Below are 25,445 nucleotides of genomic sequence, written 5' to 3'. Positions count from 1 at the left end.
GCAACGCGATTCAATCGCCGGGCGCCGAACGGGTGCCCGCCGGATCAGGGCAGCGTCGGCGCGTCGGCGCGCCGCTTGTAGAAGGTGACAGGCGCGCTGGCCGGCACCTGCGTGGGCGGCGGGCTTTGCAGGATGTGCTTCTTGGCCTTGCCGATCACATGCATCTCGCAGGGGCGGCAGTCGAACTTCAGAGTGAAGCGTTCGTTGCCATTCACCAGCGTCATCGGCTCGGCGCGCACCTGCCCCTGCACGCCTTGCACGCCCTTGGCCTGCTTGGGGCAGAGGTTGAAGGAGAAGCGCAGGCAGTGCTTGGTGATCATCAGCGGCACTTCGCCGGCTTCCTCGTGCGCTTCGTAGGCCGCGGCGATCAGCTTGACGCCGTGGCGGGTGTAGAAGTCGCGCGCCGCCTGGTTGTAGACGTTGGCGAGGAAGGACAGCGTCTCGTCCGGGTAGGGCACCGGCGGTTCCACTTCCGGCCGGCGCAGCGGGCGCTGCCAGCCGGCGAGGCGCGCGGCCATCAGGCGCTCTGCGGCGTCGCGGCGCAGCGCGTTGGCGACCGAGGCCGGCACAAACAGCGGCGCCGACCACGCCAGCGTGAGTTCCTGCAGCGCGAATTCGGTGGCGCCGAACTTGGAGAGGTGCTCGCGCAGCGTCGACTCGGCGCGGGCTACGTTCTGCGCCGGCTGCTTGTCGAAAGCGGCTTCGGCGGTGGCGCTGAAACCGTCCTCATCCGTCAGCGTCAGTGCGAGGCCGTTGGTGGTCTCGGCGCACTGCGCCCACACGGCGATGCGGCGTTCGGCCGATTTCTTAAGTAGCGCGAGTTCCCAGGCGTGGTCGCGGTTGCGGCTGACCGCCACGCCGGGCTTGAGGCCCGGCAACTGCGCCACCGGCTCGTTCGGGAACACACGCCACAGCGTGCCTTCCTCGCCGGCGCCGAGTTGTTCGACCACATTGGCCTGCAGGCCAACGACTTCGCGCTTGTGCATGTAGTTGAGCCCGTCGCCGTTGGCGAGGGGCTCGCGCGCGTCGATCTCGAAGCTGTCCTTGCCGACACGGGTGACGGTGCCGAGCGAGAGTCCGACGAAGGTCGGCGTGTCGAAGGCGCCGATGTCGGCCTTGCGGCCGGTGGCGAAGTAGTCGGTCGCGCCGCGGTGGAAGGTCTTGTCCGGGTTCGGTGTGAAGAAGAGTTCGGTGCGGCCGCTGGAACTGCGCCCAAGCTCGGGCTGCGCCTCGATCAGGTCGTCGAGCAGGCGGCGGTAGTGGCCGGTGATGTTCTTGACGTAGCTCGCGTCCTTGTAGCGCCCTTCGATCTTGAAGCTGCGCACGCCGGCGGCGATCAGGTGGGCGAGGTTGGCACTCTGGTTGTTGTCCTTCATCGACAGCAGGTGCTTCTCGAAGGCCACCACGCGGCCTTGCTGGTCCTGCAGCGTGTAGGGCAGGCGGCAGGCCTGCGAGCAGTCGCCGCGGTTGGCGCTGCGCCCGGTGTGGGCGTGGCTGATGTTGCACTGGCCGGAGAAGGCCACACACAGCGCGCCGTGGATGAAGTGTTCGATCACCGTGTCGGCCGGCACCGCTGCCCGCACCGCGGCGATCTGCTCGATCGTCAGCTCGCGCGCCAGCACGATCTGCGAGAAGCCCGACTCGGCGAGGAACTTGGCCTTCTCGACGCTGCGGATGTCGCACTGCGTCGAGGCGTGCAGCTCGATCGGCGGAATGTCGAGTTCGAGCAGGCCCATGTCCTGCACGATCAGCGCATCGACGCCGGCGTCGTAGAGCTCATGCACCAGCTTGCGAGCAGGCTCCAGCTCCGCGTCGTGCAGGATGGTGTTGAGCGTGACGAAGATGCGCGCCCGGTAGCGGTGCGCGAAGGCCACCAGCCCGGCGATCTCGCTGACGGTGTTGCTGGCGTTGTGGCGCGCGCCGAACGAGGGGCCGCCGATGTACACCGCGTCCGCGCCGTGCAGGATCGCCTCGCGGCCGATCTCCGCGGTTTTCGCGGGGGAAAGCAGTTCAAGCGGGTGGGTGGGCAGGTTCATCGTTATCTCGTCAGGGGTGATTCGTCGCCGGCCCAAGGGGAGCGGTTTCAGGAGGGCGCGGATTCTAGCGCGAGCGGAACGCCGTATCGAGCGGAAACGCCTTTTGCTTTGCCGGGTTGGCTCACGGCTGGCCCAAGACGGGGGCTAGCTCGCTCGGTGCGACCAATCCCGGGCGTGCCCATGCCGGTATTCGAGATTCGTACTGTCGCCAGAACCCGCCTTCGGCGAGGGCTTTACGGATCGCCTGCGTCAAGCGTTCGCGGTCCGCAGCCGACAGGCGCGAGCGTGACAGGTAGATCCCGTTGATTGTCGTGCCGAGCGACGGCATCGGTGTGACTACCAGTTTGTCGACAAGTTCGGGATGCGCTTGGACCGAGGCGGCGAACTGGCTCGGCGCGACAATGGTGGCCTGCGCGTAGCCGATCGACAGTTTGCGCGCGATCGTATCGGTGTCTTTTACTTCTTCCAGCCGCCTGATTGCCCGCAATGTTTCCAGCTGGCTGCGGTATGCCGGGCCGTAGTCGTAGCCCCGCACGACATTGACCATCAGATCGCCGTTGGCGAGCTGTGTCAGCGGTGGCGTCGTGCTGCGGGTTTTCAACGTGATCAGCGCGATCCGGCCGCCGTGCGTGGGCAGGAACGCTCCGGCAGCGTCACGCTCTGGAAGCTGGACCGCCATGATCATGTCTACGTCACCCTCAAGGAAGGTTTGCAGCGCCCGCGCTCGAGGCATCGCTTCATACACGAAGCGGCAACCGGTGCTGCGACTCAGTTCTTCGAGGAATTCCGGGAACACGCCGCTGACCGCGCCTTGCCTATCGACTTCCATCAGCAGACCGTTGGAACTGGCCGCGACGCTGATCGGCCGCGAACAGCCTGGCGCTCCGCTGACCGGTGTCGCAGGTGCAGGGTTCTTGGGGGGAGCGAGGGGCGCAGCATGGGCGCTGACGAGTGCAAGACCCGCCATGCACAGGGCCCAAGCTGGCCGACGTGCTCCCTTGCGCTTGCGGGCACAGGGCAGGGCGACCGGCATGTGTCGTGTTGGCATCTTGCAGGGTGATGGGCGCAGGCTTGCAGGGCGGACTCTTTTATAGTCCTGCCGCGTCTGCACAGCAAGGCTCCAACACGGTTGCCGCGTTGGTGTGGCGGCTGCTTATCCGATTGAGATCACTGCGGGGCCTTCGGCACTGCTATCGGCCTCGGGGCGATGCGGCTCCACCCCCGGCGCGCGCGGCGTCTCGCCGTAGCGCAAGCCTTCGGGGTGGCTTTCGGTGGCGTACGCGGCATCGAAACCAACGTCGCCGATCAGTGTGGGTCGTTTGGTATTGAAGCGGGCTTGCCCGATCGGATCGTCGTCGCCGGGCCTGCGTGCGGTGTGCTGGTCCATGCTGCTTCCCCCTGTTGGTGCGCTGCCGGTAGGCGGCGCTTGTCTGGCCGCCGCGGGGTCGCCGCAGCGGGCACGTATTTGACGCGCAAGCCGGGCACTAGTTCTGGCGCGAACACCGGCGGCGATTCATCCTTCTTGATAGGCGCATCGCCACGTTTGCGCAATGTCGGTTGTCCTCGCGGGGGGTGCGTGTCGCCGTCACCCGCCGATGACGAGGCAGTTGCGACCAGCGGCCTTGGCACGCAGCAAAGCGTGATCGGCGCGCTGCAGCAGCGTGTCGAGTCCATCGTCGCGCTCTGCATCGTAGTGCGCGATGCCGATGCTCAGGGTGCATTGGAAGGTTTGATGATTCCACCGGTGCTCCACGGTTGCACAGGATTCGCGCAGGCGGTCGGCGATGTGTTCGGCTTCCCGGGCGTCGGTGTCAGGCAGCAGGACGAGGAATTCTTCGCCGCCGTACCGCCCGATCAGGTCTGTCTGGCGCAGCGCCGTCTGGAAGACGTGCGAAAGTGCTCGCAGCACCTGATCGCCAGCGGCGTGGCCGAAGCGGTCGTTGATGTCCTTGAAATGGTCCAGATCCAGCATCAGCACGGCCAGGGGCTGGCCGGTGCGGACGACACGCCTGAATTCACGCGTGGCCAGTTCGAAAAGGTGCCGGCGGTTGTAGAGGCCGGTCAGGCCGTCGCGAGTCGCGAGTTCGGTCAGCCGCGCATTGGCGCATTCGAGTTCCGCGGTGCGTTCGGCGACACGCCGTTCGAGCGCTGCGTTGGCGTCGCGCAGGTAGGCTTCGGCCTTGCGCAGCGCCGTGATGTCGCGCGAGATGCCGAGGATGTAGTCGACCTTGCCGCTGCGGCCCTGTGCCGGCACCATCAACGTCTGCCAGATGCGTGGCTCTGCGCCTGCCGGGCCGCCGCTTTCCTCGTAGGTCATCGGTTCGCCGCTGTCGGCGCACGCGCGGTAACGGCCCTCGACCAGCGCGAGGTACTCGGCCGGAACGACTTCGCCGAGCGGCAGGCCGGCGACCGCCTCGCTGGGGCGCCCGATCACCGCCGCGAGCGTCGGGTTGATCGCCTCGACGACAAAGCGGCCATCGCTTTCGCAACGGATCACGAACACATTGTCCGGAAATCGTTGCCACAGCTGCTCGAACGCAGGGAATCGTCGCCGTAGCACGGTGATGAAGCGTCTCGGCAATCGGGACTCCCTGCGCGTGTTCATGAGAGGTGTCGGGACGAAGCCGCCGCCGGATGTGGCGTCAATCCGGGCGGCGCGGTGAGGCTGACGGTCGTCAACGTCAGCTGATCACACGCCGCTTCGGCGTGGGGTGACGCAACGCAAACGCGGCAGTTGCAAGGCGCTGCGCCGAGGGGCGTACTTCGATGTCAGTTCAACGAGGGGTCGCGGCGCAGCCGTTCGGCGATCAGGTCGACGAAGCTGCGGATCTTGGCCGAGGCGTTGCGCCCTTCGCGATGCAGCACATGAATCGGCATGCGCGCCGGTTCGTACTCGCTCAGCACCACCTTCAGTTCGCCGGCGGCCAGTTGCGGCGCGATCTGGTACGAAATCAGGCGCGTGATGCCGGTTCCGCGCAGCGCCGCTTCGATGGCCGCGTCGTTGCTGGTGACGGTGAGGCGGGGCTTGATGCGCACGGCGATCGGGCTGCCCTCGCGCATGAACTTCCATTCGACGGTCGGGCTCAGGCTGCTGGCGACGATGATCGGGTGTTGCGCGAGGTCTTCCGGCTGCTGCGGGATGCCGTGCTGCGCGAGGTAGGCCGGTGACGCGCAGATCACCCGTCGCACATGGCCCACACGTAGCGCCTTGTAGCTGGAGTCGGCCAGCTCGCCGATGCGGATGCCGACGTCGATGCCTTCTTCGAGCATGTTGACGACGCGGTCGAGAAACATCGCGGACACCGTGGTTTCGGGGTAGCGCTGCAGGTAGTCGGTGATGCCCGGCATCACGTACATGCGGCCGAACAGCACCGGCGCGGTAATCGTCAGGTGGCCGCGCGGTTCGGCATTGATGCCCACCGCGGCTTCGTCCGCTTCGTCGGCTGCGGCGATCACGCGCCGTGCGTCATCCAGATAGCGCTGGCCGGCCTCGGTCACGCGCACATAGCGGGTGGTGCGGGTCAGCAGCTTCACGCCGAGCCGCTCTTCCAGCGCCGCGATCGCGCGGGTGACCGCCGGTGGCGACATCGCCAGCTTGCGCGCCCCGCCCGCGAAGCTCTCGGCCTCGGCCACCGCGACAAACACGCTCATCAGATGCAGTCGATCCATGTGTCGGGTTCCGTTCTTGTATTCCACTAAACGCAAGTATCAATTGTATTTGATGTGGATTCTTCTCTGCGGTGGAAGTTGGAAGAATGCATCCATCCGCTGAGCACCTGTGACGCGGCAACGAAACCCAGCACCTCCATTGAAAGGAATTCCCATGAGCCGCATCAACGTCGTCACCCTCGAAACCGCCAACGCCGAACAGAAGGCGCTGCTCGAAGCGATCCAGTCGCAGCTGGGCATGGTGCCCAACTTCCTCAAGGTCTTCGCGAACTCGCCGGTTGCGCTGCGCGCCTTTCTGGGCCTGCATGGCGTGGCGAACGAGGGCAGCCTCGACGCCGCCACCCGCGAACGCATCGCACTGGCGCTGGCGCAGCAGAACGCCTGCGAGTACTGCCTCTCGGCGCACACGGCGATCGGCCGCAAGGCGGGCCTCACCGGCGACGAAATCAGCGCCAACCGCGCCGGCACCAGTCAGGACGCCAAGGCCGCCGTCGCGGTGAAGTTCGCCCGCTCGCTGGTCGAGCACGGCGGCGACGTCACCAGCGCCGAAATCGCCGCAGCACGCGCCGCCGGCTACAGCGACGCCGATCTGGTCGAAATCATCACCCACGTCGGCATGAACGTGCTGACCAACATCCTGGGCAAGGCGAGCCGGCTGGAAATCGACTTCCCCAAGGTCGCGCTCAACGCAGTGGCCTGAACCCCTATCCATCTCACGACACAAGGACCGATCATGAAAACCTACCGCTTTGCCCGCCGTACCTTGCTCGCCGCCCTGATTGGCGGCACCGCGCTCGTCGCGCTCGCGCCGCAGGCTGCATTCGCCTACGACGAAGCCTCGACCAGCGTGCTCAACCTCGACAAACAGGGCGTGGCGATCAAAGGCTACGACCCGGTGGCTTACTTCACCGAAGGCGCCGCACGGGCGGGCTCGCCTCGCTTCACGGCCACGCACAAGGGTGCGACCTACCACTTCGCCAACGCCGCCAACCGTGACGCCTTCAAGGCCAAGCCCGATCAGTACGAACCGGCCTACGGCGGCTTCTGCGCAATGGGCGTGGCGCTCGACAAGAAGCTCGATGGCGACCCGCAAGTCTGGCGCGTGGTCGACGGCAGGCTCTACCTGAACGTGAACAAGGATGTGCAGGTGCGTTGGCTGGAGGACGTGCCGGGCAACCTGAAGAAAGCCGAGGCCGAATGGCCGCTGATCCGCAACAAGGCCCCCAAGGACCTGTAAGCCCCCAACGCACTTCGCGGCACTTCGCTGCCGCGAAGTGCCTGCCTGGAGAAGCACCATGGACGACATCACCGTCTACTCGGGCGAGCACTGCCCGTTCTGCACCGCCGCCAAGTCGCTGCTCGATTCGCGCGGCCTGCGCTACACCGAGATCAAGGTCAGCGAAGACCCCGTCCGCCTGCATGAAATGATCGCGCGCAGCCAGCGCCGCACGGTGCCGCAGATCTTCTTCGGCGAGCGCCACATCGGCGGGTTCGACGACCTGCAGGCGCATTTCGGCGGGCAAGGCTGAACGCGCCACCTCACGATCCAAACACCCCACACAAGGAGCCTTCGGGCTCCTTTTTTTCGTTCACGCGTCCGGCGCCGCTGCGGTGCTAAGTGTTCCCTCAGTGTTCCATTTTGTGGAACAAATTATTGCGCTGCGCGCGGATTCTTCTTTGATTCGGAAGTTGAAAGAATGCAGTCACCCCGCAGCACACGGTGTGCGGCGGAATCCGAACCCAACCGAATACAGGAGTTACACCATGTCTCGCATCGCCATCCCGTCCGTCGAACAATCGCCCGTCGCCTCCAAGCCGCTGCTCGACGCGGTCCACAAGCAGCTGGGCGTCGTCCCCAACCTGATGAAGCTGGTCGGCAACAGCCCGGCGGCGCTCGAAGGCTACCTCTCGCTCAACGGCGCGCTGGCCAAGGGCGTGCTGAGCGTGCAACTGCGTGAGCGCATCGCGCTGGCGATTGCCGAATACAACGGCTGCGACTACTGCCTCTCGGCCCACACGTATCTGTCGACGCATGTCGCGAAGATCGACGCAGCGGAAATCGACGCTGCCCGCGATGCGTACTCGGCTGACGCGAAGACCCGCGCCGCGCTGCAGTTCGCCCGCCGTGTGGCGGCCGAGCGTGGCCGCGTCAGCGAGGCCGACCTGGCCAGCCTGCGCGCTGCGGGTTTTGACGACGCCAGCGTGGTCGAGATCGTGCTCAACGTGGCGCTCAATGTGTTGACCAACTACATCAACAACGTGGCCCAAACCGACGTGGATTTCCCGCACGTCACCCGCAAGGCGGCCTGATTGCCGTTCCCCTGGTGGCCTGACGCCCTGCGCTCAGGCCACCGCCCCTGAATGAAAGGACTTCCGCCATGCCCCGCGCCTTCGCCGACATCAGCTTCACCCCCAGCGTCAAAGCGGCGCAGGTGCGCTACGGCAGCCGTGAGAACAATCTCGGTTTCGAGCTGGCGGAAGACCCCCGCAACGAACTGCAAGACCACGACATCGCATTCATCGAGGCACGCGACAGCTTCTACCAGGCCAGCGTGGGCGAGAACGGCTGGCCCTATGTGCAGCACCGCGGCGGCCCAGCCGGCTTCCTGCGTGTGCTCGACGCCCGCACGATCGGCTACGCCGATTTCCGTGGCAACCGGCAGTACCTCAGTGTCGGCAACCTCAACGCCAACGAGCGCATCTCGCTGATCCTGATGGACTACGCGAACCGCCGCCGCCTCAAGATCTGGGGCCGCGCGCGCATCGTGCATGAGGCCGACGCGCCCGAACTGATCGCGCAGCTTGAAGTGCCCAGCTACCGCGCCCGCGTGGAACGCGGCGTGCTGATCCATGTCGAGGCGATCGAGTGGAACTGCCCGCAGCACATCACCCCGCGCTTCACCGAGGCGGAGCTCGATCAGATGATCGCGCCCTTGCTCGAAGAGAACCGCGCCCTGCGCGCCGGTGCCCTGGCCGCACGCTCACCGAACGAACTGGGCCAGGGCGAACTGGAGCTGGTGATCAGCGGCGTGCGGCAGCTGAGCCCCCGCGTGCGGGCCTACGAACTGCGACACCCGCTCGGCGCTGACCTGCCGCAGGTCAGCGCCGGTTCGCATCTGCAGGTGCCGGTGCGCCTGCCCGATGGCAGCGAGGCCACGCGGCACTACTCGATCAGCTCCAACCCGGCGCGCCGCGATGCGTACGAGATCGCCGTGCTGCAGCACGAAAACGGCAGCGGCGGCTCGGCCTTCGTGCATCATCACTACCAGCTCGGCATGCGCTTGCGCTGCGGTTTGCCGCGCAACGACTTCGCGCTGCACGACGATGCGCGCCCGGCGGTGCTGATTGCCGGTGGCATCGGCATCACGCCGATCAAGGCGATGGCGCTCGCGCTCAAGGCGCAGGGCCGCGCATTCGAGATCCACTACGCCGGGCGCAGCGCGGGCGACATGGCCTACCGCGACCGCATGCAGCGCGAGTTCGGTGCGCGCCTCACCGTGTGGGCCAGCGATCAACGCGCCATGCCGGTGGCCGAAGTGTTGCGCAGCGCGCCCGCCGATGCGGTGATCTACGTGTGTGGCCCGCAACGCCTGATCGACGGCGTGCAGGCCGCCGCTGCCGCGCTGGGCATTGACGCCGCGCGCATCCACAGCGAGCGCTTTGCCGCGCCGACCGGCGACGGCAGCGCGAGCGCGATCGAAGTGGAACTGCGCCGCAGCGGCAAGACGATTCACGTCGCGCCGACGCAGAGCATCCTCGCCGCGGTGGAGGCGGCCGGGGTGCCGGCCCGATCGGACTGCCGGGTCGGCAACTGTGGCAGCTGCGCGGTGAAGGTCATCGCAGGCACGCCGCAGCACGCCGACACCGCCCTCAACGAACGCGAACGCACGCAGGGCCGGCAGATGTGCATCTGCGTTTCACGTGCCAGCACGCAAACGCTGGTGCTCGACCTTTGAACCCCGATCGTCACAAGGACGCCACCATGATCCAGCTCTACGAATTCCCGCTCTCCGGCAACAGCCACAAGGTGCGCCTGATGCTGAGCCTGCTCGGCCTGCCCTACCAGAGCGTGGTGGTGAGCGGCGCCACGCGGGAGCACAAATCGCGCGATTTCATCGCGATGAATCCCTTCGGCCAGGTGCCGGTGCTCACAGACGGCGACACCGTCGTGCGCGACAGTCAGGCGATCCTCGTCTATCTCGCCAGCCGCTACGGCGGCGCGCAGTGGTGGCCGCAAGATCCGGCCGCGCTCGCGGCGGTGTCGGCATGGCTATCCACCGCGGCCAACGAGGTCGCCCGCGGCCCCAACGCGCTGCGCTTGCACCACAAATTCGGCCGCGCTGGCATCGCGCTGGACGAGGCCACGCGGATCACCGAAGCCCTGCTTGGCATCCTCGAAACCCGGCTCACCGAGCACGACTGGGTCGCACTGGAAATCCCCAGCATCGCGGATGTCGCCGTCTACCCTTACATTGCCCTGGCACCCGAAGGCCGCGTCGATCTTTCTGCCTACCCTGCCGTGCGCAACTGGCTTGCCCGCATGCAAGCGCTGCCTGGCTACGTCGGCATGCCCGGTATCTGACCCCTCCCTCTCAACCCGTACACACACTTCGACAGGAGCCCCCATGAGCCCGAACACGGAAGCCCGCCCGCCGCTGCCGCCCTTCACCCGTGAAACGGCAATCCAGAAAGTCCGCTTGGCCGAAGACGCCTGGAACAGCCGCGACCCCAAGCGCGTCGCGCTGGCCTACACGCCCGACAGCCAATGGCGCAACCGCGGCGAATTTCCGCGCGGCCGCGCCGAGATCGAAGCCTTCCTCACCCGCAAGTGGGCACGCGAGATCGAATACCGCCTGATCAAGGAACTTTGGGCTTTCACCGACAACCGCATCGCGGTGCGCTTCGCCTACGAATGGCGCGACGACGCCGGCAACTGGTTCCGTTCCTACGGCAACGAGAACTGGGAGTTCGACGAGAACGGCCTCATGGCGCGCCGTTTCGCCAGCATCAACGACCTGCCGATCGCCGAGTCCGAGCGCAAGTACCATTGGCCGCAGGGTCGCCGGCCGGACGATCACCCGGGGCTGAGCGATTTGGGGCTGTAAGCGGCTTGTGACGCTGCTGCGCGCGCGATCAGGCGCGCAGCAGCGTCAGCACGAAGCTCACGCCGTCGCCGTCGTTCTGCGCGACGATGGTGCCGCTCATCTTGGCCATGTAGGTGCGTGCGACGAAAAGCCCCTGCCCGCGGCTCTCTTCCGATCCGCCATCGTCCTTTCCGGATACGCCGTACTCGAAGATCGTGTCGAGCATGCTTTCCGGAATGCGGGGGCCGATGTTGTGGATGCGGATGCGCGCGGCGTGCTCGGTCAGCTCCAGCGCCAGCGTGATCGGCGTGCCGGCGCTGCGGTGGCGATCGGCATTGCGCAGGATGTGGGTGACGACGTCTTCCAGCGAGTATTCGTCGCCGCGCACCATCACCGGCTGGCCGAGCGGCGCGTAGCCCACGTCGGCGATGCCGATGCAGTGCGCGTTACCGGCGACATGGGCGAGAAACGCGTCGATGTCGAGCGCCTCGACCTGCAGCGTGCTGGTCTCGAAGGCTTCGCTCGGCGAGGCGCTGCCGTAGAGCACGCGCACCGCCTGCTGCATGCGGTGGATGTAGCGGCTGGCCGGGTCGTCTTCCTTGCCGTGCAGCACCATCAGAGATTGCAGCGGCGACATGATCTCGTGCCCGACGGCGTGCCACATGTCGCGCTCCTGCCCGGCGCGGATGCGTTCGCGTTCGGCGTCTTCCTTCACCCGGCGCAGCAGGTCGTTGAGCGCGCGCGCGAGGATGCCCAGCTCGTCGCGCCCGCGTACCTGCGCCAGATCGAACTGCTCCAGCCCGCCGCTGGCGCGGGCGCTGCGCGAGAGGTCCGACGCGCGCCGCGTCAGCAGCGCGATGCGGCGGATGATGCCGATTTCGAGCACCAGCCAGGTCAGCGCGATCGCCACCAGCATCGCCGCGACGAACCACACCAGCCGTGTCGCGACCACGCTCAGGGTGCGATTCGCGCTGCGTACATCGCCACTCAAGCGCACGACGTAGCCGCCAACCGCGGTGGTGACTTCGTCCTCTGCGGCAAGCGCGGTGTTGCCGTCGTCCACCGGCAGTCGGCGGATCAGCTGGCGCAGCAAGGACCACGATTCCTCCGCACTGACCTCGGGCCCGGCGAGCCGTACCAGTTCCTGTGTGGGTGCGTCGGCGCGCGCGATCACCAGTGACTGCCCCGGTTGCAGCAAGGGCGGCAGCTCGTCGAGCGAGAAGGGCGCGACGGCGTCGCTGTCGTTGCTGTCGAGCAGCGGCGTGGCGCTCTCCGGGCCGAGCGCTTCGACGCGCACCTGGATGTCCGCGAGATCGTGCGGCGGCCATTCCGGTTTCTGCTTCGTGAACAAGGCGTCGCGCAGCACCGCAACCGGCAGCCTGATCGAGAAGAACGAGAGCCGCGCGCAGCCGGCGGCGTCCTGCGAGGGCGCGACGCAATTCGCGTCCTGCCAGATCCAGCCGCGGAAGTCGCGCACCGGGCGCGCGTGGGTGAAGTCGCCGCCGCTGTCCTCGAAACCGGTCAGGCGCCCGCGCAGCCCCGACACGCGGCGCGCACCGGCGTCGTCGATCGGTTCGAACGGGGCGATCCAGCGCGTCGTATCGCCCCGCATCGACACGCTGACGCGTATCCGGTGCGCGGTGTCGAGCTGCGCATCGCCCACGGTGTGGGCTGCCAGCGGCGCACTGGCGAAGGTGCCGGCGACATAGATGAAGCCGCCCGCCCACGGGTTGCTGCCGATCGCCACGCACACCGCGCCGTTGCGGCGGTAGCGCACCATGCAGCCGGTCATCTCGACCACGTTGCGCACCTTGTTCTGGTCGTCGAAATCGATCGACGCATAGGGCAGCAGCACCGGGTGCAGCGGGGTCAGCGCGCGGGCCCTGGTCGGCGCGTTGAGCAGCGCGAGCTGACCGGTCGGGTGGCGCAGCTTGGCGAGCACCTGTTCCTTCGACTTGAGGAAGTCCTTGCGGTAGTTGGCGTAGCTGCGCTGCTTTTCTTCCTGCAGCACGAACAGCGCCATCGCCACCGTGGCCAGCGCCAGCAGCAGGAAGGCGCCGCGGAACAGCATCCGCAGGCCGAAGGATGCGAGCCAGTGGAAGGCCTCGCGCGGGCCGAGCCTCATCGCGGATCGGTCCAGCGGAAGCCGCGCATCGGGATGTTCTCGATGCGGTCGAAGGCCTCGTCGAACTCGCGGAAGGCATCGCGGATCGTGCTGATGTGCTTGCGGATGTTGTCGCGGTTACGCCCGCTCTTCACCACCTGGAACAGCTCGTCGTAGGACACCACTTCGCCGCGCCGCGCGTACAGCGCCGCGAGGATGCGCTGCGCGGTCAGCGGCAGGTTGACGCGCTGGCCGTGCCACAACGGCGTGCTCTGGCGCAGCGGGTCGATCGAGAGTTCGTCGCCGGCGGGCGCAGCGGAGGGCGCGCGTTCCCGGTCGCGGGTGGCGCGCAGGATTTCGAGCAGGGTGTCGATGAAGTCGGCTTCCTCGAACGTGGTCTTCTGCAGGTAGTCCCAGGCATCCAGCGCCTTCATGATGCTGCGGTAGATCGCCGCCGGCATCGCCGACACCACCAGCACCGGCGTGCCTTGCTGGCGCTTGTTGATGGCATTGATGATCGCGACGCCGGCGTGGCGCTCGCGCCCCAGCTCGATGTCGAGCACGACCAGATCGTAGTGCTCGCGTTGCACCGCCGCTTCGGCATCGTCACGTGTGAACCACTGGTCCACGACGATGTCCTTGCGGGCGGAGAGGATCCAGCTGACCAGCTGGTTGCTGGTCGGTGCGTCGTCTTCGATCACGGCCACCCTGAACATGGCCACCTCCTGCGCGTTGAGCTCGGACGCAAGTATCCGGGTTTTCGGCGCGCGCTTCGCTGACGTGGTGTGAGTGTTTGTTCACGCCCCGGAAGCGCCCCTCCCGGCCATGAGCAAAGTCGCCCCGCGTCGGCTTTGAGCGCTCCACCCCGGCGCGCCGAGACTGCAGGCCATGGAGAACGCACGCCGGACGCGACTCCCCGCAGCGATCCCCGCAGCGACCCTGCTGAGGCGGACTGCAAATCAGCCGGCAGCACACTGGGAGATCAACATGTCGGACCGTTTCAACGCCATCGCGCACACCCTCAGATCCAGCCTGCGCCGCCTCCGCCGCCCGGCGCGCGGCTTCGCCAATGAAGCGGGCCGCAACAAGCGCCGGCTGATCGCGCTGGCCGTGGCGGCGCTCGGGGTTGGCTACGTCGTCACGCATCCGCCCTTCGGCGCGGTGGAGGCGGGTGACGTCGGCATCCGCACCAACCTGCTGACGGGCAGCACGACCGAATTCCGCGCCGGGTCGGTGCTGGTGATGCCGGGCCTGCACCAGCTGCGCACGCTGCCGCTGCGCACCCAGATCTACCGGCCGGAAGGCAGCAGCAAGGCGGACGGCCCCTCGCCCTTCCAGTCGGTCGAGGGCCTCTCGCTGGGCATGGACATCACCGTGCGCTACAGCCTCGATCCGCAGAAGCTCGCGACGATCGCCCGCAACCTGCCGGATGACATCGAGGGGCAGGTCGTCGGGCCGGTGGTGCAGGGCGTGATGTACAAGACCCTGTCGCGCTACACCGTGCGCGAAATCTTCTCGACCAAGCGCGCCGAGATCCAGCAGGTGATGGAGGCGGAACTCAAGCCGCGCCTTGCGGCCGACGGTATCCAGCTCGGCGCGCTGCAGATCGGCAAGGTGGATCTGCCGCGCGACTACCGGGTCGGCATGGAAAAACTGCTCATCGAAGAACTCGAGAGCGAGAAGATGCGCTACACGCTGGAACTCAAGGACAAGCAGGTCAAGCAGACCGCGCTCGAAGCTGCGGCAGAGAAGGTGCGGCGCGAAACCGCCGCCGAGGCGGCCGGGCAGGAACAGATCATCGCCGCCAAGGCTCAGGCCGAGGCGATGAAGCATGTGTTGCCGTTCAAGGAAAAGCAGATCGAGCAGCGCGGGCTGGAGGCCGAGGCCGACAAGGTGTCGCGCATCAAATCGGCCGAAGCCAACGCGCAGGCCCGCCGCATCGAAGCCGCGGGTGAGGCGGATTCGCGCCAGAAACTGGCCGATGCCGAGGTCTACCGGCAGGAGCGCATCGGCAAGGTCGCCAGCGAGCAACTGGCGCGCGACGGGGCGCTGATCCAGAAGAACCCGTTGCTGATCCAGAAGACCATGGCCGACAAGCTGGCCGACAAGATCCAGGTGATCATCGCGCCGACGCCCACCGACGGCAGCTTCATCGGCAACGCATTGCTGGGCGCCGGCAAGGGCAACCTGCAGGCTGCTGTTGCTTCGCAGCCCGCCGAGCAAGCGGTGGAAGGGGCGGAATGATGATCACCGTTGCCGCCGCACTCGCCACGATTGCCATCGTCACCCAGGACCAGACCGCGCTGCGCGCCGCACCGCGCGACGCTGCGCAGGCGCAGACCGTGCTGTGGCAGGGCGACAGTCTGGAGATCCGCGGCGAGAAGGGCGATTTCCTGCAGGTGTATGATCACCGCCACGAGCGCGCCGGCTTTGTGCGCGCCACGCAGGTGCGGGTGCATGCACTCACGCCGGAAGCGGCGCCCGAACTGCTGTCGGTGGTGCGCTTCCTGCGCGAGGCCAACGGTGCTGAAACGCTCGGCATTGCCTACGCCACGGCTTACCTGAAAGCCGCACCGGCCGCCGCAATCGATGCCGAACCTTTCGATGCACTGGGCGTGATGGCCGAACGCCTCGCCCGCCGCGCTTCGACCCGCCAGAGCAAGGCTGGCGAAGTCGCCATCGCGGCGCAGATGGAGGTCGCCGCGAACTACGGTGTCGAGTTCGTCGCATTCGAGCGCAACGGGCAGATGCAGACCTGCTACAACGGCGACGCCTTCCGCCGCGTGCTCGGCATGCGCGCCGACGATGGCCAGCGCGCCCGCGCCGCGCTGGCCCTGACCCGGCATGACTGTGTGCCGGGCACGCTCACGCCCGTCGAGCGTGCGATGACCGACGCCTGGCGCGCCGAGGTGCTCGACCGTGTCGAGCTGAAGAACCTGAGCGAAGTCACCCGCAACCGCCTGCATATGCGCAAGGCGGGCGTGTGGTCCGCCATCGCCTACGAGAAGGCGCGCAAGGCCGATGCCGCGCTGCCTGCCGCAACGCGCGCCATCGAAGAACTCGCCGCGGTGAACAAGGCCGAACTCACCGAGGACGATGCGCCCACCTATGCCGATGCCGGCTTGCGGGTCGGCGCCTCACGCTGGGCGGCGGTGCCGGAGGTCGGCATGCCGCGCGGCAAGCTCGCCCTCAGTACCACACCCGGCCAGCAGCCGGGCGAAACCTGTGTCGCCCTGCAACAGGCCGAAGGCAAGGCGCTGCGCACGGTGCTCACCCGTTGCACCTTCGGACTCGTATGGGCCGCCTCCGCGCAAACCAGCGCGCAGGGTGATGCGCTCGCGCTCGCGGTGCAGCCGATGGCCACCTGGCGCGAACTCTGGCTCTTCCATCAGCGCGGCGGCGAATGGGTGGTCGACGTGCTGCCGCCGGCGATCGACAACCCAGATCTGGGCTACGTCGAATTTGCCGGCTGGGTGCCGGGTGGCAACCAGTTCCTCGCTGCGCGCGAAGTGCGCGCCGAGGGCCGCTACAAGCAGAGTTTCGAAGTCCTCAGCCAGAACAGCCTGCAGGTCGAACGCTGGGCCGATCGCGCCAACGCCCTCGCGGCCTTCGTTCGCTGGCAAGACCCGGCGTGGAAGCGGGGCACGGTCAGCGTGCGCTGAAGCACGATACCGCCCAACAGAACAGGGGCCCCTTAGGGCCCCTTCGTGCCTGCCGTCTTGGCGGCGCCCCATGGTGCTCGAGCGCTCCAGCCCTGCTAGCTGATCAAGTTGAAGGCAGCACGCGCCCCAGCAGGGAAAAGCTTGGGCTGGCGGCAAAGTCCTGCGGGCTGACCGTCGCGGTATTGGGGAAGGGGTCGATGATTTCTTTGACCGCGAGGCTGCGCGTGGCTGGCCTGGCGCGGCGTGCGCGGATCAGCGCGGCCTGCGCCGCGATGTGCGGGTCAGCCGCCGTTGGCCCCGCGGTGCCCACCGCCCGCGGGGCGGAGGGGGCCGCCGGCAGCGCGCGGTTGACCGAGTGATGACGCGCATCTTCGTACTCCTCGATCAGCGCGATCCAGTCGATATGCGGGAAGGGCGCTGGCTTCTGCTCCACCACTTCGATGACCGGCCGCAGCGCGCCGGCTGGCTGGGTGTCGGCTTCGGCATAGCTGCGATAGACGAACTCGCTGCACACCATCTGATTCGGGTCACTTTCGACCACATGGTCCAGCGCCACACGCAGCAGCCAGCGCAGCGGCTCGGGCCAGTCGAGCTGGCTGCGCACGGCGCATACCACACCTAGCTCGAACAGCTTGTCGAGCGGATAGGGCGTGCCCAGGAAGGCGCGTGCCTTGGCCTCCAGCGCGGCCAGTTGCGCCGCGTTCAGCCCCGCGCCCGGCGGGCCGAAGCGATAGACGTCGATCAGGGTGTAGTGGGCGGTGTCGGTCAGGCGTGTCGACATCGGTCGCGTGATCACGCCGGTGGCGCCGGCCTCGATCATGGTGTCGGCGTCGAGCGCCATGGCCGCGTGGCTGTAGATCGAGTTGCTGGCCCACGCGATGAGGTCGGACAGCGGCCCTACACCACCGTGCAGCAGTACATCACCGGGGCGTACGGCAGAGAGGGGGATGGCTGAGGCGGTCAATGTGCGCTCCTTCGTTTTGCGCGGGGTCGGGGGCAACCAGCGATGAATCCGGCGCAAGCGCGACGCGGTTGCGTCCGTCGCGCTTGGCCGCGTAAAGCGCCGCATCGGCGCGGGCAATCAGGTCTTCGCCCGACAGGGCGTCACTGCCGGTGCTGGCCACGCCGATACTGCAGGTCAGATCGATCTGTGCGCCCTCGGCCTGCACCGGGGCGCTGGCCAGCGCGGCGCGCAGTTGCTCGGCGATCGCTGCGGCCGCAGTGCGGTCGGCGCCCTGCAACACGACGAGGAACTCCTCGCCGCCGTAGCGGCCCACCGCGTCGGAGTGCCGCAGTGTGGCGAGCAACCGGCGGCTGGCCTCGCGCAGGCAGGCGTCACCCGCCAGATGGCCGTGGTGGTCGTTGATCGCCTTGAAGTGGTCGAGATCCACGAACAGCACCGACACCGGCTCGCCGTTGTCACGGAATTGCGTACGCGCGGCGTCAAGACGTTCGAGAATGCAGCGCCGGTTGAGCAAGCCGGTCAGGGCGTCGGTGTGGGCCCGGGCCTGTGCGTCGCGCAGCGCCGCACGCATCTCGCGCATGCGGTCTGCCAGGCCCAGCGCCAGCAGAATGCCGGAACCCACCATCGAGAGCGGAAAGCCGTACACGATGAGGTTGCTGCTCTGCAGGCCAGCCGTTTCGCAAAGCGCGCGTGCGAAGGTAAAGCCCTGCATCACCAGCCAGGCGAGCAGGAAGAAAGCCGAGGCGCGGCTGCCGTGCCGCCAGCCAGCCACGCCCGCGGCGACGATGGTCATCGTGCTGGCCATGATCAGCACGTTTCCGATGGCCGACAGCGTTGCGATAGCGCGATAAGGCGTGGCGAGCATCACCAGCAACAGCAGCACAAACAGGCTTTGCTGGGCGCGGAACAGCCACGCAATGCGCGGTGCGATCTGGTCGGCGTTGGTCATGATGCGCGCGAAGCTGACGGCGGCGATACAGGCCAGCACGGCGAAAAGGAAGGTCGGACGAACGCCATACCGCACCAAAGCGCCCAGCCCCGGCAGCGCGTAGGCGTCATAGGTGATCAGCGTGACGTACAGGCCCTGGCATCCCAGCAGGAAGGCGTAAAGGATGAACAGGCGTTCGCGCACGATCAGCCACACGCACATCGCACACAGCGCCAACGCCATCAGCGCTGCGAAGCAACTCGCGCTCAGGCGCACATGCATGATCGCGGTGGCACGCGCGTCGTCGTAGCTCGTGATGCTCAGCCGCGGCACAAGGAGGGTAGGCGATCCCTCGAACCGGGCCCGCAGATACAGGGGCTGGCCGGCACGAAAGCCGTCGCCCAAGGGGAAGATCAGCACGCCGCGCGTCTGCCCGCCCGGAAAGTCCGCCTGCAAGGCGCTGAGCGTCGTCGGCCGCCCGCCACCGGACGGGAACACCGTGAAGCGCTGAAAGCGCGTCTGCTGCACCACCAGCACGGGCGGTGAGTCCGACCGCCAGTCAGACGACGGAATGATGCGGAACCAGGTGTCACGATCAAGCGTGTTCAGCGTCGCCTGCGCGACCGCGTCGAACTGCCCGTCGAGCGCCCCCGACAGCACCGATTTTTCGCTCGCCTCCAACCCGGGCCGCATCCGCTCGAGGCGAAACTCCACCGTCTGCGCCGCAGCGAGGTGCGGGCATAGCCAGAGTACGGCCAGGAGCAGATGGCGGAGGAGGTGCATGTCGCGGCAACACGGGAAGACCGCCAAGCATGGTCTCGACGCCCGCTATTGTTCTTGCTCTAAAGCAGATAGACGCCTGTTTTGACAAAGGAATCGTCCGGGCTGTCTCGCACGGTGCCGACTAGGCGCGGGTGTGGCGAATCGGCTGTTTGGCTCAAACGAGCCTGCGCATCTGGCGGTATTCAGAAGGTCCTTCGGTGTAGGTGCTGCAAGCGAGTAGCCCGGATGTTGGTCGCCGGCGGGGATGCGGGGTGCATGGTGCGCGACGCGGTGTCCCCGGATTTCGCTACGCTGCATTCGGGCTACTAATCGCGAAAGGGCCGCGATTGCTTCCCTTTCGCTGGCTCAGCGGGGTGAATCAGACCTTGTGATACACCTGCGCGCCGGTCTTCACGAACTCCACCGACTTCACTTCCATCCCCTTCTTCAGCGCCTCTTCTTCCGACACGCCTTGCGCGGCGGCGAAGTCGCGCACGTCTTGCGTGATCTTCATCGAGCAGAAGTGCGGGCCGCACATCGAGCAGAAGTGGGCGACCTTGGCGCCTTCCTGCGGCAGGGTTTCGTCGTGGTACGAGCGCGCGGTGTCGGGGTCGAGGCCGAGGTTGAACTGGTCTTCCCAGCGGAACTCGAAGCGTGCCTTGCTCATCGCGTTGTCGCGGATCTGGCTGGCCGGGTGACCCTTGGCGAGGTCGGCGGCGTGGGCGGCAATTTTGTAGGCGATGATGCCGGCCTTCACGTCGTCCTTGTTCGGCAGGCCGAGGTGCTCCTTCGGGGTGACGTAGCACAGCATGGCACAGCCGTACCAGCCGATCTGTGCGGCGCCGATGGCGCTGGTGATGTGGTCGTAGCCCGGCGCGATGTCGGTGGTCAGCGGGCCCAGCGTGTAGAACGGCGCTTCGTCGCACCAGTCCAGCTGCAGGTCCATGTTCTCCTTGATCAGCTGCTGCGGCACGTGGCCGGGGCCTTCGATCATCACCTGCACATCGTGCTTCCACGCAATCTGCGTCAGCTCGCCGAGCGTCTTCAGTTCGCCGAGCTGCGCTTCGTCGTTGGCGTCCCAGATCGAGCCGGGGCGCAGTCCGTCGCCAAGCGAGAAGGCCACGTCGTAGGCCTTCATGATTTCGCAGATCTCTTCGAAGTGCGTGTAGGTGAAGTTTTCCTTGTGATGCGCGAGGCACCACTTGGCCATGATCGAGCCGCCACGGCTGACGATGCCGGTCATGCGGTTGGCGGTCATCGGCACGTACTTCAGCAGCACGCCGGCGTGGATCGTGAAGTAGTCGACGCCCTGCTCGGCCTGCTCGATCAGCGTGTCGCGGAAGATCTCCCAGGTCAGGTCTTCGGCCTTGCCGTTCACCTTTTCCAGCGCCTGATAGATCGGCACCGTGCCGATCGGCACCGGCGAATTGCGCAGGATCCATTCGCGCGTTTCGTGGATGTTCTTGCCGGTCGAGAGATCCATCACCGTGTCGCCGCCCCAGCGGATGCTCCACGTGAGCTTGTCGACTTCCTCCTGAATCGATGAGGACACCGCGCTGTTGCCGATGTTGGCGTTGATCTTGGTGAGGAAGTTGCGGCCGATGATCATCGGCTCGCTCTCGGGGTGGTTGATGTTGCTCGGGATGATGGCGCGGCCGCGGGCGACTTCGTCGCGCACGAACTCTGGCGTGATGACGTCCGGAATCGCGGCGCCGAAGCTTTGCCCCGGGTGACGACGGCCCATGAAGGCGGCCATCTTCTCGCCGGTGGGGCCGGTGGCCTTGAGCGACTCGATGTAGGCGGCGCGGTTGAGGTTCTCGCGGATGGCGATGAACTCCATCTCCGGCGTGATGATGCCTTTGCGGGCGTAGTGCATCTGCGTGACATTGGCGCCAGCCTTGGCGCGGCGCGGCTTGCGCTGAAGGTTGAAGCGCAGTTCGTCGAGCTTCTTGTCGGCTTCACGCGCACGGCCGTAGTCCGACGACAGATGCGGCAGCACTTCGGTATCGCCGCGTTCCTCGATCCACTTCGCGCGCAGCGCGGCGAGGCCGTTGCGCACATCCACCTTCACTGCCGGATCGGTGTAGGGGCCGGAGCAGTCGTACACATAGATCGGCGGGTTCTTCTCGCCGCCGAACGCAGTGGGCGTATCGGCCTGCATGATCTCGCGCATCGGCACACGGATGTCGGCGCGCGAGCCTTCGAAGTACACCTTGCGCGAATTGGGCAGCGGCTGGATGGCGGCCTCGTCGACATGCGCGTTCGAGGCGATGAATTGTTCTTTGGCGTTCATGGTGCTTCCTCTCTTGGGGCGGGGAGGAAGCAGGCAGGCGGGCAGGGTGCCCGGTGGCGGCTTCGCCTCCCTACGCCGGCATGACCCGGATCAGGTGCAGAGGGTGTCTCTCACCCCGATGCGTCGGGGACCCCTGGCGAAAGGACGCAGGCTAACGAATGGGGCTGGGGCTGGCAAGTCGGCCTTTCACCTGCGCGGCGTTGGACTACGCTGGAAGGGGGCAGATCAACCGAGGCGGAGGTGCCGATGGCCGGAATGCTTGCAACTTGCGTGGCGTGCGCGTCGCTGGCTTGGTTATCGGGTTGTACGACACCCTCAGAACCGGATGCCCGCTGGGACGATGCACGCTGCGACCGTGAAAAGATGGCCTTGATCGATGACCACGTCAGCAAGCGCGGGCATCAGGTGGTGTGGATTTCCTGCCCGCAATTGCCGCCGGCCTCGAGTTCGGCGCCGCGGTGATCGCGCGCCGTCCGGAGCCTGCGGCCGACCTTTGATCGGGCGGCGCGAAGCCGGCCGGATGGTGGTGGTATAAGCAAGACGGTTCAAGAGGATCGGAAACAGGATCATGGTTTCGAGAGTCCAGGTTTTGTGCGTCATCGGCGTGCTTTTCATGGCCGGCTGTGCGACACCGGAGCCGCCCCCGCCGCCCGCACCGGAGCCCCCGCCGGCGGCCGCGCCGGCACCGATTTCGTCGGTTGAGCCGGTGGCGCCTGCACCCAAGCCGGCGCCGGCCAAACCCGCCAAGACCAAACCGAAGAAGGGTGACAAGGCCGGCGACAAGGTCGCCGAGAAAGCGGCTGAAAAGCCGGCTGACGTTGCCGCAGTGCGTTCGGCCGACGCCGGAGAGCCCGTCGCACCGCCCGAACCGGTGGCCAAGGCGGAACCCGAAATTCGCGGCCCGGCCTGGCTGTCAAAGTGCGCCACCAAACGCTTCGATGGCGGCGCGATCCTGTGCGATGCCGATGCGTTGCTGGCCAGCCCCTCGGGCACGATCAAGGTCTACACCCGCGACCCCAATCTTGCCGGCCCGGTTGCCAGTGGGGGGCGTATCGAATACCGCCCGGGCCTGCCGCGGCGCTATCGGCTCTTCGTGCTGCCCTGAAGTGCGAAGCGGGCCGTGGCGACCGGCGCCTGACGGCCTAGCGCGACGCAGACCACCACGCCGGCCGCCAGCGCCCACCTCTGCGGCGCCACGGTTTCACCGAACCAGGTGGCTGCGGCAAGCAGGGTCAGGAAGGGTTGCAGCAACTGGATCTGGCTGATGCGCGCGATACCGCCGCGCGCCAGTCCGCCATACCAGGCAAAGAAGCCCAGGAACATGCTGACCGCGCTGACGTAGGCAAACGCGCCCCATGCCTGTGGCGATGCAGCCGACCACTTCACCGGGTAGCACGCCAGCACGAGCACCAGCACCGGCGCGGCGATCACCAGTGCCCAGCAGATCACGCGTGCCGGTGGCATCTCGCGGGCCAGCATCGCCCCTTCGGTGTATCCCAGTGCCGCGGACAGCATGGCGCCGACCAGCGCGAGATCCGCCGTACCGATCTGGCCGTGGCCCGCGCTCAGGGCATGCGCGACGACCAATGCGCTGCCCGCGATTGCGCACCCCCACCACCGGGCGCTTGGTCGCTCACCGGCGCGCAGCGCGGCACCCGCCGCGGTTGCAAGCGGAAGCAGGCCCGCAACGATTGCGCCGTGGCTTGCATCCACCGATTGCATCGCCCACGCGCTGAGGAGCGGAAAACCGACGATCACGCCCAGTGCGACGATGATCAGCCTTTGCACCTGCGCACGCGACGGACGCGGCGCCTTTTGCCAGCCGAGTACGCACAGGGCGAGCACAGCCGCCACGACAGCACGCCCGAGGCCGACGAAGACCGGGTCCAGCTCCGCGACGGCGAGCCGCGTCATCGGAAACGTGAGGCTGAAGCTCGCGACGCCGAGGAAGCCGAGCAGGTAGGCGCTGCCGAGGGTGTGTTCGCGCACGGCGCTTACTCCACCCAGCGGTGCGGCAATTGCGCGGCCCGCGCGACGCGGGTGGTGTCGCGACTGAGCAGGCGCAGACTACGGGCGTCGTAGCGATAGATCGCGTCGTTGCCCTCCACGGTAAGCACTGCGTGCTGCGCATCCAGCGAGAGCTGCGTCACCGCGCGCCGCTGCGACGCACGCAGCACGCCGAATTCGCTGACGCCATGGCGGATGCCGACCGCGTGCACCGCGCCGGTTTGCGGCTCGGCCCAGAACAGCACTTGCTGTTCGGTCCACAGCACTTCCGGGCGGTCGGCGGCACGCGCCGGGTGTGCGATGGCCGCGCAAAGCGGCAGCAGCAGCGCAAGTGCGATGCGTAAGGGGCGGGGGCGCCGTTGCGAGCGGGCGTGTTGTGAGAGGAGCTGCGACATGGTGACCTCCGTTGCGTTTGAACGGACAATACCGGACACTTGGCGCATTGAACCCTGACACTTGTTGTGGTGTGTGCGGGACCGTATCGGTCGTTTCGCCATGACACCTGCACGCGGAGTACCCCATGCTGAGCCTTACTCTCGACACATCGACCAGCCTGCCGCTGGTGGAGCAGATCGTGCGCGGCGTGCGCGAGCAGATCGACGACCGCTTGCTGCGAGGCGGCAGCCGGCTGCCACCGATCCGCCAGTTCGCCACGCACTACGGCGTGAGCCGCTTCACCGTGGTCGAGGCCTACGAACGCCTGGTCGCGCTCGGCTACCTGCAGTCGCGCCGCGGCTCCGGCTTCTACGTGCAGTCGCGCGACGACAGCGGGCCGGTGCGCGCTGCGGAGCCTGTGCCGGATCGCGCGCTCGATGTGGCCTGGGTGGTGCGCAGCGGGCTCGATGCGCCGGACGAACAATTGCGCGCCAGCGCAGGCTGGTTGCCGCCTTCGTGGCTGCCTGAGGAGGAGATCCGCCGCCAGTTGCGGGCGATTGCGCGCGAAGAGAATCCGCGGCTCACCCGCTACGGCAACTCCATGGGTTACCTGCCGCTGCGCGAGCAGATCTGCGTGCGGCTGGCGGCACGCGGCGTTGCGGCCCAGCCCGAACAGGTGTTGCTGACGCAGGGCGCGTCACAGGCGCTGGATCTGGTGGCGCGGCATCTGGTGCGCCCGGGCGATGCGGTGCTGGTGGATGACCCCGGCTACCACGCCTTCTTTGGCAACCTGCGGCTGCAAGGCGCCCGCCTGATCGGCGTGCCGCGCACCGCGCAGGGGCCGGACCCGGAGGCGCTGGAACGGCTCGCGGCCGAGCACAAGCCGCGCTTCTTCTATACCCAGTCGGCGCTGCACAACCCGACCGGCACCGATCTCTCGCCGGCCGTCGCGCACCGCGTGCTGCGCTGTGCCGAGCAGCATGACTTCGCGATCCTGGAGGACGACGTGTTCGGCGGCTTTCAGCCCACGCCGACGGTGCGGCTCGCAACGCTCGACCAGCTTGCGCGGGTGATCTACGTGAACAGTTTCTCGAAAACCATTTCGGCCGATCTGCGCGTCGGCTATGTGGCCGCGAACCCCGCGCTGATCGCGGCCTTGCGTGATCTGAAACTGCTCACCAACAACACCTCGCCGGAGATGAACGAATCGGTGGTGCACGGCATGCTGATCGGCGGGCAGTATCGCCGCCACTGCGAACGCTTGCGCGAACGGCTCGACGCCGCGCGCGCCAGCACGCTGCGGATGCTGGAGCGCACTGGCTGCGAAGTACCCTACGTGCCCTCGGCTGGCGTCTTCCTGTGGGTACGCAAGACCGGCGTGGAGGACGCCGCGCCGCTGGTGGACGCAGCGGCACAGTCCGGCATCCTGCTCGCGCCGGGGCAAACGTTCAGGCCGCAGATGCAGGCCTCGCCGTACTTCCGCATCAACATCGCTTACGGCGGCGATCGCCGGCTGGAGCGCTTCCTGTCGCAGTACGGGCCGGGCTGAGGCGCGATCCGG

At 67.2% G+C, this 25,445-nt stretch carries 24 protein-coding genes and 1 riboswitch; of the genes, 11 read left to right on the top strand and 13 right to left on the bottom strand.

Going from position 1 to position 25,445, the window contains the following annotated elements:
• Window positions 1-44: 44 nt before the first annotated feature.
• From GGR36_RS13160 to GGR36_RS13140, 5 genes are all read right to left on the bottom strand, one after another.
• The gene (locus GGR36_RS13160; RefSeq protein WP_183635192.1) at window positions 45-2,036 is read right to left on the bottom strand and encodes a peptidase U32 family protein; all 1,992 of its coding nucleotides are present in this window, start codon (window positions 2,034-2,036) and stop codon (window positions 45-47) included.
• Window positions 2,037-2,157: 121 nt separating this feature from the next.
• Window positions 2,158-2,865, bottom strand: a complete 708-nt coding sequence (locus GGR36_RS13155; RefSeq protein WP_183635191.1) for a substrate-binding periplasmic protein — start codon at window positions 2,863-2,865, stop codon at window positions 2,158-2,160.
• Window positions 2,866-3,189: 324 nt separating this feature from the next.
• Window positions 3,190-3,423, bottom strand: coding sequence for a hypothetical protein (locus GGR36_RS13150; protein ID WP_183635190.1), 234 nt, complete (start codon window positions 3,421-3,423; stop codon window positions 3,190-3,192).
• A 198-nt stretch (window positions 3,424-3,621) separates the two neighbouring features.
• A complete protein-coding gene (locus GGR36_RS13145; protein WP_183635189.1) occupies window positions 3,622-4,617 on the bottom strand; it encodes a sensor domain-containing diguanylate cyclase in 996 nt (331 codons plus the stop codon).
• A 188-nt stretch (window positions 4,618-4,805) separates the two neighbouring features.
• On the bottom strand, window positions 4,806-5,705 hold the full coding sequence (locus GGR36_RS13140; RefSeq protein WP_183635188.1) for a LysR family transcriptional regulator: 900 nt from the start codon (window positions 5,703-5,705) through the stop codon (window positions 4,806-4,808).
• A gap of 154 nt (window positions 5,706-5,859) precedes the next feature.
• Here GGR36_RS13140 and GGR36_RS13135 point away from each other — a divergent pair, with 154 nt between their 5' ends.
• The 7 genes from GGR36_RS13135 (at window position 5,860) to GGR36_RS13105 (ending at window position 10,810) form a co-directional block, all read left to right on the top strand.
• Window positions 5,860-6,405 carry a carboxymuconolactone decarboxylase family protein gene (locus GGR36_RS13135; protein WP_183635187.1) on the top strand — a complete coding sequence of 182 codons (546 nt, stop codon included), beginning with the start codon at window positions 5,860-5,862 and terminating at the stop codon, window positions 6,403-6,405.
• Window positions 6,406-6,438: 33 nt separating this feature from the next.
• Window positions 6,439-6,942: a YHS domain-containing (seleno)protein gene (locus GGR36_RS13130; RefSeq protein WP_183635186.1), complete on the top strand. Its 504-nt coding sequence runs from the start codon at window positions 6,439-6,441 to the stop codon at window positions 6,940-6,942.
• Between the two features lie 58 nt (window positions 6,943-7,000).
• Window positions 7,001-7,234 (top strand): glutaredoxin 3, encoded by a 234-nt coding sequence (gene grxC, locus GGR36_RS13125; RefSeq protein WP_172201449.1) that lies wholly within the window; start codon window positions 7,001-7,003, stop codon window positions 7,232-7,234.
• A 235-nt stretch (window positions 7,235-7,469) separates the two neighbouring features.
• Window positions 7,470-8,015, top strand: coding sequence for a carboxymuconolactone decarboxylase family protein (locus GGR36_RS13120; protein ID WP_183635185.1), 546 nt, complete (start codon window positions 7,470-7,472; stop codon window positions 8,013-8,015).
• A 68-nt stretch (window positions 8,016-8,083) separates the two neighbouring features.
• Entirely contained in the window at window positions 8,084-9,661 is a 1,578-nt protein-coding gene (locus GGR36_RS13115; protein ID WP_183635184.1) for a 2Fe-2S iron-sulfur cluster-binding protein, read from the top strand.
• Between the two features lie 26 nt (window positions 9,662-9,687).
• Complete coding sequence (locus tag GGR36_RS13110) at window positions 9,688-10,287, top strand: glutathione S-transferase family protein (RefSeq protein ID WP_183635183.1); 600 nt, start codon at window positions 9,688-9,690, stop codon at window positions 10,285-10,287.
• Window positions 10,288-10,330: 43 nt separating this feature from the next.
• A complete protein-coding gene (locus tag GGR36_RS13105; protein ID WP_183635182.1) occupies window positions 10,331-10,810 on the top strand; it encodes a nuclear transport factor 2 family protein in 480 nt (159 codons plus the stop codon).
• Between the two features lie 28 nt (window positions 10,811-10,838).
• Here the strand turns inward: GGR36_RS13105 and GGR36_RS13100 are convergent, their stop codons facing one another.
• The gene (locus GGR36_RS13100; protein ID WP_183635181.1) at window positions 10,839-12,914 is read right to left on the bottom strand and encodes a sensor histidine kinase; all 2,076 of its coding nucleotides are present in this window, start codon (window positions 12,912-12,914) and stop codon (window positions 10,839-10,841) included.
• Window positions 12,911-13,609 (bottom strand): response regulator transcription factor, encoded by a 699-nt coding sequence (locus tag GGR36_RS13095; RefSeq protein WP_183635180.1) that lies wholly within the window; start codon window positions 13,607-13,609, stop codon window positions 12,911-12,913. Before GGR36_RS13095 ends, GGR36_RS13100 begins: the two co-directional genes overlap by 4 nt.
• A 271-nt stretch (window positions 13,610-13,880) precedes the next feature.
• Here GGR36_RS13095 and GGR36_RS13090 point away from each other — a divergent pair, with 271 nt between their 5' ends.
• Window positions 13,881-15,137: an SPFH domain-containing protein gene (locus GGR36_RS13090; RefSeq protein WP_183635179.1), complete on the top strand. Its 1,257-nt coding sequence runs from the start codon at window positions 13,881-13,883 to the stop codon at window positions 15,135-15,137.
• Complete coding sequence (locus tag GGR36_RS13085; protein ID WP_242533259.1) at window positions 15,134-16,555, top strand: hypothetical protein; 1,422 nt, start codon at window positions 15,134-15,136, stop codon at window positions 16,553-16,555. Before GGR36_RS13090 ends, GGR36_RS13085 begins: the two co-directional genes overlap by 4 nt.
• Window positions 16,556-16,658: 103 nt before the next feature.
• Here GGR36_RS13085 and GGR36_RS13080 read toward each other — a convergent pair whose 3' ends face one another.
• The 4 genes from GGR36_RS13080 to GGR36_RS13065 form a co-directional block, all read right to left on the bottom strand.
• Complete coding sequence (locus GGR36_RS13080; protein WP_183635178.1) at window positions 16,659-17,519, bottom strand: C40 family peptidase; 861 nt, start codon at window positions 17,517-17,519, stop codon at window positions 16,659-16,661.
• The gene (locus GGR36_RS13075) at window positions 17,476-19,230 is read right to left on the bottom strand and encodes a sensor domain-containing diguanylate cyclase (RefSeq protein ID WP_183635177.1); all 1,755 of its coding nucleotides are present in this window, start codon (window positions 19,228-19,230) and stop codon (window positions 17,476-17,478) included. The genes GGR36_RS13080 and GGR36_RS13075 overlap by 44 nt, the downstream gene beginning before the upstream one ends.
• Window positions 19,231-19,588: 358 nt before the next feature.
• On the bottom strand, window positions 19,589-21,502 hold the full coding sequence (thiC, locus tag GGR36_RS13070) for a phosphomethylpyrimidine synthase ThiC (protein WP_183635176.1): 1,914 nt from the start codon (window positions 21,500-21,502) through the stop codon (window positions 19,589-19,591).
• Between the two features lie 50 nt (window positions 21,503-21,552).
• Window positions 21,553-21,647, bottom strand: a riboswitch (TPP riboswitch).
• Between the two features lie 170 nt (window positions 21,648-21,817).
• A complete protein-coding gene (locus GGR36_RS13065) occupies window positions 21,818-22,117 on the bottom strand; it encodes a hypothetical protein (protein WP_183635175.1) in 300 nt (99 codons plus the stop codon).
• Between GGR36_RS13065 and GGR36_RS13060 the strand changes: the two genes are divergently transcribed.
• Window positions 22,116-22,607: a hypothetical protein gene (locus tag GGR36_RS13060; RefSeq protein ID WP_183635174.1), complete on the top strand. Its 492-nt coding sequence runs from the start codon at window positions 22,116-22,118 to the stop codon at window positions 22,605-22,607. The genes GGR36_RS13065 and GGR36_RS13060 overlap by 2 nt on opposite strands.
• Here the strand turns inward: GGR36_RS13060 and GGR36_RS13055 are convergent.
• Both GGR36_RS13055 and GGR36_RS13050 read right to left on the bottom strand, forming a co-directional pair.
• A complete protein-coding gene (locus tag GGR36_RS13055; protein ID WP_207064423.1) occupies window positions 22,583-23,491 on the bottom strand; it encodes an EamA family transporter in 909 nt (302 codons plus the stop codon). The genes GGR36_RS13060 and GGR36_RS13055 overlap by 25 nt on opposite strands.
• Before the next feature lie 5 nt (window positions 23,492-23,496).
• On the bottom strand, window positions 23,497-23,904 hold the full coding sequence (locus GGR36_RS13050) for a hypothetical protein (protein WP_183635173.1): 408 nt from the start codon (window positions 23,902-23,904) through the stop codon (window positions 23,497-23,499).
• 125 nt (window positions 23,905-24,029) lie between these two features.
• Between GGR36_RS13050 and GGR36_RS13045 the strand changes: the two genes are divergently transcribed.
• Window positions 24,030-25,433, top strand: a complete 1,404-nt coding sequence (locus GGR36_RS13045; protein WP_183635172.1) for an aminotransferase-like domain-containing protein — start codon at window positions 24,030-24,032, stop codon at window positions 25,431-25,433.
• Window positions 25,434-25,445 lie beyond the last annotated feature (12 nt).

The organism is Niveibacterium umoris (genome assembly GCF_014197015.1).
GTDB classification, from domain to species: Bacteria; Pseudomonadota; Gammaproteobacteria; order Burkholderiales; family Rhodocyclaceae; genus Niveibacterium; species Niveibacterium umoris.
This window is presented reverse-complemented; position numbering and strand designations above follow the sequence as displayed.

Excerpts from the sequence above, each read along its gene's own strand:
- GGR36_RS13160 (WP_183635192.1), bottom strand. The coding sequence starts at position 2,036 with ATGAACCTGCCCACCCACCCGCTTGAACTGCTTTCCCCCGCGAAAACC.
- GGR36_RS13155 (WP_183635191.1), bottom strand. The coding sequence starts at position 2,865 with ATGGAAGTCGATAGGCAAGGCGCGGTCAGCGGCGTGTTCCCGGAATTC.
- GGR36_RS13150 (WP_183635190.1), bottom strand. The coding sequence starts at position 3,423 with ATGGACCAGCACACCGCACGCAGGCCCGGCGACGACGATCCGATCGGG.
- GGR36_RS13140 (WP_183635188.1), bottom strand. The coding sequence starts at position 5,705 with ATGGATCGACTGCATCTGATGAGCGTGTTTGTCGCGGTGGCCGAGGCC.
- GGR36_RS13135 (WP_183635187.1), top strand. The coding sequence starts at position 5,860 with ATGAGCCGCATCAACGTCGTCACCCTCGAAACCGCCAACGCCGAACAG.
- GGR36_RS13130 (WP_183635186.1), top strand. The coding sequence starts at position 6,439 with ATGAAAACCTACCGCTTTGCCCGCCGTACCTTGCTCGCCGCCCTGATT.
- grxC (WP_172201449.1), top strand. The coding sequence starts at position 7,001 with ATGGACGACATCACCGTCTACTCGGGCGAGCACTGCCCGTTCTGCACC.
- GGR36_RS13120 (WP_183635185.1), top strand. The coding sequence starts at position 7,470 with ATGTCTCGCATCGCCATCCCGTCCGTCGAACAATCGCCCGTCGCCTCC.
- GGR36_RS13115 (WP_183635184.1), top strand. The coding sequence starts at position 8,084 with ATGCCCCGCGCCTTCGCCGACATCAGCTTCACCCCCAGCGTCAAAGCG.
- GGR36_RS13110 (WP_183635183.1), top strand. The coding sequence starts at position 9,688 with ATGATCCAGCTCTACGAATTCCCGCTCTCCGGCAACAGCCACAAGGTG.
- GGR36_RS13105 (WP_183635182.1), top strand. The coding sequence starts at position 10,331 with ATGAGCCCGAACACGGAAGCCCGCCCGCCGCTGCCGCCCTTCACCCGT.
- GGR36_RS13100 (WP_183635181.1), bottom strand. The coding sequence starts at position 12,914 with ATGAGGCTCGGCCCGCGCGAGGCCTTCCACTGGCTCGCATCCTTCGGC.
- GGR36_RS13095 (WP_183635180.1), bottom strand. The coding sequence starts at position 13,609 with ATGTTCAGGGTGGCCGTGATCGAAGACGACGCACCGACCAGCAACCAG.
- GGR36_RS13090 (WP_183635179.1), top strand. The coding sequence starts at position 13,881 with ATGTCGGACCGTTTCAACGCCATCGCGCACACCCTCAGATCCAGCCTG.
- GGR36_RS13085 (WP_242533259.1), top strand. The coding sequence starts at position 15,134 with ATGATGATCACCGTTGCCGCCGCACTCGCCACGATTGCCATCGTCACC.
- GGR36_RS13075 (WP_183635177.1), bottom strand. The coding sequence starts at position 19,230 with ATGCACCTCCTCCGCCATCTGCTCCTGGCCGTACTCTGGCTATGCCCG.
- thiC (WP_183635176.1), bottom strand. The coding sequence starts at position 21,502 with ATGAACGCCAAAGAACAATTCATCGCCTCGAACGCGCATGTCGACGAG.
- GGR36_RS13060 (WP_183635174.1), top strand. The coding sequence starts at position 22,116 with ATGGCCGGCTGTGCGACACCGGAGCCGCCCCCGCCGCCCGCACCGGAG.
- GGR36_RS13065 (WP_183635175.1), bottom strand. The coding sequence starts at position 22,117 with ATGAAAAGCACGCCGATGACGCACAAAACCTGGACTCTCGAAACCATG.
- GGR36_RS13050 (WP_183635173.1), bottom strand. The coding sequence starts at position 23,904 with ATGTCGCAGCTCCTCTCACAACACGCCCGCTCGCAACGGCGCCCCCGC.
- GGR36_RS13045 (WP_183635172.1), top strand. The coding sequence starts at position 24,030 with ATGCTGAGCCTTACTCTCGACACATCGACCAGCCTGCCGCTGGTGGAG.